This is a genomic window from Oligoflexus sp. (genome assembly GCF_035712445.1).
Classification (GTDB): Bacteria; Bdellovibrionota_B; Oligoflexia; order Oligoflexales; family Oligoflexaceae; genus Oligoflexus.
The window spans coordinates 42,133-48,773 of record NZ_DASTAT010000047.1 but is presented as its reverse complement, the minus strand read 5'-3'; the positions used below and the strand labels follow the sequence as shown (position 1 = coordinate 48,773).

Below are 6,641 nucleotides of genomic sequence, written 5' to 3'. Positions count from 1 at the left end.
AACCTTTCGGGTAACGACAAGTCCTTATTCTCAGCCTTACCACAGCCGAAAAACGTCACAGCTAGAGCATATACGACTCGCCGAGAAAGTCTAAGAACCTTCACTATTGCTCCTCTTGGCTCGCATGGCTGCCTGGATAGGGATCGGCTACTAGAAGTCATTTCTAAACCGAAATTTTTCATATAGTATCTCGCCACTTATCTTTCGCAAAGGGATTGATAGGTGGCGCAAGCTTACGGATGAGCAGTGGGCCAAAATTGAACCGCATCTGCACTGCACAAAAAGAGGTCTTCACTTGGCGGTCGACCGCCAGCAAGCAGTCGCAAGTGCTTTGAGGGCATTCTATGGATACTCAGGACCGGTACGCCGTGGAGCGAGCTACCGTCAAGATCTGGAAGTTCTTCTGCTGTATGGCGCCGCTTGAAAAAGTGATCCGCAGATGGGACCCCCTGCGGAAAGTGCTATGATTACGTTAACGAGGGTTTAGAAATAGGTTCTAGTCATCGCGACAAATCAAGATTTTTGCAATTCTGAAACAGATGGAAATCTCTGCGACGTGCCCTGACTGTGAAAAACTTTCGACGGCTATCTGGGGATCCACAGGACCTTGTCCACAGTGCGATGGTCAATCACAGACTGAAAACCCATGATATAGGCGGTAGACATAAACCCTGTGGAAGCTGAAAGCAATTGAATCATTTCTGGACTGACCTTGACAGATGTTGACTATCAAAGCTTGAGGCGACCTGTTAAACCCTCAACAGGTGCCTGGCCCTCTGCCTTCAGTTGATCTTTTCATACTTTAAGCGCAATGCATTCACAATTACTGAGACCGAGCTCAAGCTCATGGCCCCTGCCGCGATCATGGGATTCAGGAGTAAATGGAAGACTGGATAGAGCACTCCGGCCGCCACAGGGATTCCAGCCACATTATAAGCAAAAGCAAAGAAGAGATTTTGCTTTATATTCCTGATCGTGGACTGGCTGAGCTTTCTGGCTTTCACTATCCCCATAAGATCGCCCTTCACGAGCGTCACGCCAGCGCTTTCCATGGCCACATCTGTCCCTGTGCCCATGGCGATTCCGATATGAGCCTTGGCCAAAGCGGGAGCATCATTGATCCCATCACCTGCCATGGCTACAATTTGGCCCTTTTCCTGCAATTGTGCGACGTATTCGACTTTTTGGTGAGGCATAACCTCGGCTACTACATCGTCAAGCCCCAGCTTGCGGCCAACAGCCTGAGCCGTGGTCCGGCTGTCGCCGCTGAGCATGATCACGCGGACGCCGGCCTCCTGCATTTGTTTAACCGCTATTTGCGCGGATTCCTTGATTGGGTCAGCCACGCTTATCAAGCCTGCGAGCCTCCCTTCGATAGCTGCGAACATTACAGTCTGACCTTCCTCGCGCAGAGATTCAGCCTTTGGCCAAAGCTCATCCAGGGAGAGGCCGAGCGAATCCATCATGGAGCGGCTGCCAAGAGCCACTTCCACTGCATTGACCTTCCCGCGCACCCCTTTACCGGTGATGGACTCGAAGTCCGTTACCGGAACTGTCTGAATGCCTCTTTCCCGAGCCCCTTCGACTATTGCTGAGGCCAGCGGATGTTCACTGCTCTTTTCCAGAGAGGCCACCAGGAGGAGAAATTTTTTCTCATCGAATTCACTGACCGTTATAACCTGAGCGAGTTTAGGTTTACCCAGAGTCAATGTTCCCGTTTTATCAACGACAAGCGTGTCGACTTTTTCCATCAGCTCGATAGCGGCTGCGTTTCTAAACAAAATTCCCAGGTTTGCACCGCGACCGGTGGCCACCATGATCGACATCGGCGTTGCCAGCCCAAGGGCACAGGGACAAGCAATGATCAGCACTGCAATAGCATTGACCAGGGCATGGGCCATTTTCGGATCAGGCCCTACCAAAGCCCAAACAATCGCCGTTACGATTGCCAGGAGGATGACAATCGGCACAAAATAGCCGGAAACCTTATCTGCCATGTTCTGGATGGGAGCCCGACTGCGCTGAGCTTCAGCCACCATATGCACAATCCGCGCGAGCAGTGTATCCGAGCCCACCTTTTCTGCGATGAATATGATGGAACCGGTTCCGTTGATAGTGGCGCCTACCACTTTGGATCCTGGCACCTTCTCAACCGGAACTGGCTCACCTGTGATCATGGATTCATCCACGGAGCTTTTCCCTTCAACGACAGAGCCGTCGACGGGAATCTTTTCACCTGGCCTGACTCTCAGCTTGTCGCCCACTTTCACCTGATCCAGTGGGACATCCTTTTCGTTCCCATCTGAATCCATGAGATGCGCAACGGTAGGAGCCAGACCGAGAAGCTTTTGAATGGCTGAACCCGTCTGACTCCGTGCTTTAAGCTCCAGCACCTGCCCGAGTAGTATCAGCGTAACAATGACAGCTGCAGCTTCAAAGTAGACGGATACGTGTCCGCTGTGATCGCGAAATGAAGGAGGAAACACATCCGGAGCAAGCACGGCAACGACACTGTAAATATAAGCCACGCTTACCCCCAAAGCGATGAGGGTGAACATGTTCAGATGTCGTCTCACGATCGAGTCCCAGCCGCGATAATAAAAGGGCCAAGCGGCCCAGATACAGACAGGTGTAGCCAGAATAAGCTCCCAGATAGCCCTTCCCTGGGGCGTTATGAGGGCTGAAACAGGCTGTCCCGGAAGCATGTCCCCCATGGCAAGGAACAGCAAGGGAATGGTCAGAACTGCAGAAATCCAGAACCGGCGGGACATATCCTTGAGCTCGGCATTGTCCTCGGTACCGGGAAGAAGCGGCTCCAGTGCCATTCCACAAATCGGGCAGTGGCCTGGCCCGTTCTGCCTGACTTCCGGATGCATGGGGCAGGTATATATAGTCTGATTTGATTGAGTTGAAGACTCTGTTGATTTTGCAGATTCCAGTTTGGCCGGAGGGCCTTTTCCCTGGCGCATGGAGTGAGCCTGGTGCTGATGATTATGGTGAACTCTTGAATTCTTGTCATTGGCATCCTTAAGCATAAAAACTCCATGAGAGGCGCTTCGAAATCAGGAAAAATTCCTTGCTGATGTCCGTGAGGCTATGCTCGTCTCCACGGTAAAAATCTTCCCAAAACCGAGTGTCATGCAACAAGGACCCATCGCAGCTACCAATCAAAACCATCCGACACCCAGGCGTTTTAGGATCCACCGCCAATTACTTATAAAAAATTACATCCAAAGACGAAGGCCTACAAGCAGACTGGAATGGTCCTTGCCTTCGCCGTTGGCACGAGCAAGACTCGCTGTTTCGCCAAACGTACTCTTCCAGGATACTCCAAAGTAGGGAGCGATCTCGCGTTCTATCTCGTAACGAAGTCGTAAACTAAACTCGGCATCGACAAGTCCCGAACCTATTGCCTCGTCTTCCACGTCTTGAGCAGAAAGATTGATCTCGCCACCCGTCTCAAGAACAAATTTCTGAGTAATGAGCTGATCATAACGCCCTTCGAATCTTGCAAAAAGATCACCTTCGTCTGAAATGAAAAGCGTTCCCTCGACCTCAGTCCAGTAGGGTGCAAGACCTTCAAAACCTAATGCAAGATAGGTCCTTGAGGGTTCAGGCCGGACGTCATGCCTGACTCCCGCTTGAAAGTCAAAATACGGGCCAATGGCTCGGCTATAGATTGCTTGTACTTCAGCTTCCTCTACTTCCTCATCACTGTAGCTCTCGCCCTCTGATTTGATAACGATACGATTGAGATCACCGCCGAGCCAAGCTTCAGCGTCCCATTGATAGCCATCTTCGCCGTCACGGAAGCGAGCCGCAGCAAGGTCAAGTAGGAACATCGACGAGATCATACCGCCGTGCTCGTTGTACATATTCGCTCGGACCGGAGCCATAGCCTCTTTGCCCCAGACCTTATCAGCATAGTTGACTTCCGGAGCTTCGGGTGCTGGAGCATTTCCCGCGGGTAGATCGGTACCTGTCGCAGTGCCGTTAGCTTGAGAAGCGGCAATAGGTTTCTTCGGAGTACAATGCCCCATAGCTGCATGTTCTGGGGGACAATCGGGATCGTCTGGTGGTGACGCCTTATCCGACTGCTTAACAGCTCCAGCCTCGTGATGCTTGCCTGCTGCTGAGTGTGCCGGTTCTTTAGGCGTGCAATGCCCCATCGCAGCGTGCTCGGGTGTACAGGCTTCCGCAGCTTCAGGCTTAGCGTTAGGCTTTGTTTCCGAAACTTTTTCTTTTTGCGAATTATGATCATGTGTCTGCGATAGCCCAGGGATAGCCAAGCCGAGTGCTAATGCAGCGCCGGGAATATGAGATAACTTCATGATGCACTTCCTTTTCGAGGTCTGACCGTAACCACCTGCATCATCCCTGCGTGCATGTGATAGAGCAAGTGGCAGTGAAAAGCCCAGTCGCCGACTGCATCAGCTGTAAAATCGAAAGTAGCTGTTCCACCAGGTTGAACCTGAATCGTATGCTTACGCGGAGCATAGTCGCCGTGCCCGGTCACAAGCTCGAAAAAGTGACCGTGAAGATGGATGGGATGGCCCATCATTGTGTCATTCACAAGGGTCACGCGCACACGTTCGCCTTCAGTAAAGGGGATCGGTTTTTTCACCTCGTTGAGCTTTACCCCATCGAATGCCCACATGTAGCGCTCCATGTTGCCGGTCAGATGAATTTGCAAGGTCCGACTTGGAGCGCGCACGTCTGGATTGCGCTCAACCGCCACCAGATCACGATAGACGAGAACCTTGTGCCCAACATCTTGCAATCCCTGTCCTGGCTCGCCCATCCTGTCGACTGGCATAGGAGAGATACTCTGCACGGTTGGTGTATCTTTAACCCCAGGCGCGAGAGACATATCACGCATCGAGTGATCCATTCCTCCTGCTTCGCCGTGATTCATTCCTGAGTGCGCTGGTCCAGCGTCGGGCTTGCAATGACCCATTGCAGCGTGCTCCGGAGGGCAGTTGCCTGCACCTCCCATGCTTCCCATACCCATATCTTTCATATCAGCAAGAGGGCGGGGACGAAGAGGTGGGACAGCTGCTACCATACCCTCGCGAGGAGCAAGGGTCGCGCGCGCCATACCCGAGCGATCAACCGTCTCGCCGACTATGGTGTACGCGACATTTTCTTTCGGCTCTACGATCACATCGTAAGTCTCGGCGACTGCGACCTGAATCTCGTCCACCGCGACTGGTCGAACAGCTAACCCATCAGCTTGGACTACTGTCAAGCGCAAGCCCGGAATTCGAAAATTGAAGGTTGTCATCGCCGAGGCATTAATAATGCGAAGTCTAACTTTTTCTCCGGGCACAAAAAGGGCTGTCCAATTGTCAAGTGGCCCGTGGCCGTTGACGAGGTAGCTATAAGTCGATCCGGTCACATCGGAGATATCGGTCGGATCCATCCTCATCGCGCTCCACTCAAAGCGTTCGGATAAAGGCTGATCCTTTCCTGCCAGAAGACTGGCCAGTGTCTGCTTTTGGCGATTGAAGTAACCACCCTGCTGCTTGAGTTTTCGAGCAATGATATGGGGATGCATCTGACTGTGATCGGAAAGGACGATCACATGTTCTCGGTCCGATTTTATGGGGTCTTGCCCAGCGGGATCTATAACGATAGGACCGTAATGTCCCAGCTGCTCCTGCAATCCTGAATGGCTATGGTACCAATAGGTTCCCGATTGAACGATTGGGAACTCATAGACAAATGTCGAGCGAGGTTTGATACCAGGGAAGCTCACGCCTGGAACGCCGTCCATGTGAAAAGGCAAGATCAAGCCGTGCCAATGGATGGACGAATCTTCGTCTAGATCATTTTGCACGTGAATACGTACCTTTTGGCCTTCCCTGAGACGTATCAGGGGAGCAGGCACAGTTCCGTTCATTCCGATGGCATGACTTTCCCGGCCATCGATCGTCATCATCTGATGGGCTATTTTCAGATGAATGTTTTCGCCTGACAGCGTAGGAAGGGGGCGCACAATCCCTGCCGATACCGGCTTGGCCCAAGCAGGAAACCAGGAAGCAAATGCTGCGGTCCCGCCAAGGGCAGTCGTGCCACACAAAAAGGTTCGACGATTTATTGAGTATTTCATGCAGTGTTTCTCGCTTCTATGCATAGCTTTTTTAAACTCCAGGCGAAAACGAAGCCTATTCTTTCAAGAGCTTTAAGCTATCCTCCACCCAATTCGTTACTCTTTCCCGCTCCACTCCTGTGAGGCTCGATCCAGGATGCAAGACACGATAGCGAACCGGAGGCATTGATCCGTCACGGACAACCTCTTCAATTGCTGTCAAATCCTCAGACACCGAGCCATGCCCTTTGAATGGGAATCCCCTGCACGCTCCTATCGGACTGAAAACGGCGTCAGCCTCGATTCCTGCTTCCTTAACTGGCTCTTTTTCATCGTTAAGACCTGGGCCTGGTTTCGCATGAATATGACTTTTGTGCGCATAAGCGGTGCTTGGGTTCAGATCTATCAACAGAAGAAAACCCAGGAATGCCTTGACAGTATGTAATTCCATTAAGCGCAATGCATCGACCCTTTCATTGCCAACATGATCCATCCGTATACGGACCACGGATCATTTTTGTGACAAAACTGGTTTTACTGTGCCACAACA

Annotated in this window: 5 protein-coding genes; 1 reads left to right on the top strand and 4 read right to left on the bottom strand. The window is 51.8% G+C overall.

What is annotated here, in order from left to right; all coding sequences use genetic code 11:
* Positions 1–273 precede the first annotated feature (273 nt).
* A complete protein-coding gene (locus tag VFO10_RS31395) occupies positions 274–432 on the top strand; it encodes a transposase (protein ID WP_414697019.1) in 159 nt (52 codons plus the stop codon).
* Positions 433–782: 350 nt separating this feature from the next.
* Here VFO10_RS31395 and VFO10_RS09620 read toward each other — a convergent pair whose 3' ends face one another.
* The 4 genes from VFO10_RS09620 to VFO10_RS09605 form a co-directional block, all read right to left on the bottom strand.
* A complete protein-coding gene (locus VFO10_RS09620) occupies positions 783–3,035 on the bottom strand; it encodes a copper-transporting P-type ATPase (RefSeq protein WP_325139436.1) in 2,253 nt (750 codons plus the stop codon).
* Between the two features lie 189 nt (positions 3,036–3,224).
* Entirely contained in the window at positions 3,225–4,331 is a 1,107-nt protein-coding gene (locus tag VFO10_RS09615) for a copper resistance protein B (protein ID WP_325139434.1), read from the bottom strand.
* Positions 4,328–6,112: a copper resistance system multicopper oxidase gene (locus VFO10_RS09610; protein ID WP_325139432.1), complete on the bottom strand. Its 1,785-nt coding sequence runs from the start codon at positions 6,110–6,112 to the stop codon at positions 4,328–4,330. The genes VFO10_RS09615 and VFO10_RS09610 overlap by 4 nt, the downstream gene beginning before the upstream one ends.
* Positions 6,113–6,167: 55 nt before the next feature.
* Entirely contained in the window at positions 6,168–6,584 is a 417-nt protein-coding gene (locus tag VFO10_RS09605; protein WP_325139430.1) for a heme-binding domain-containing protein, read from the bottom strand.
* Positions 6,585–6,641: the final 57 nt, after the last annotated feature.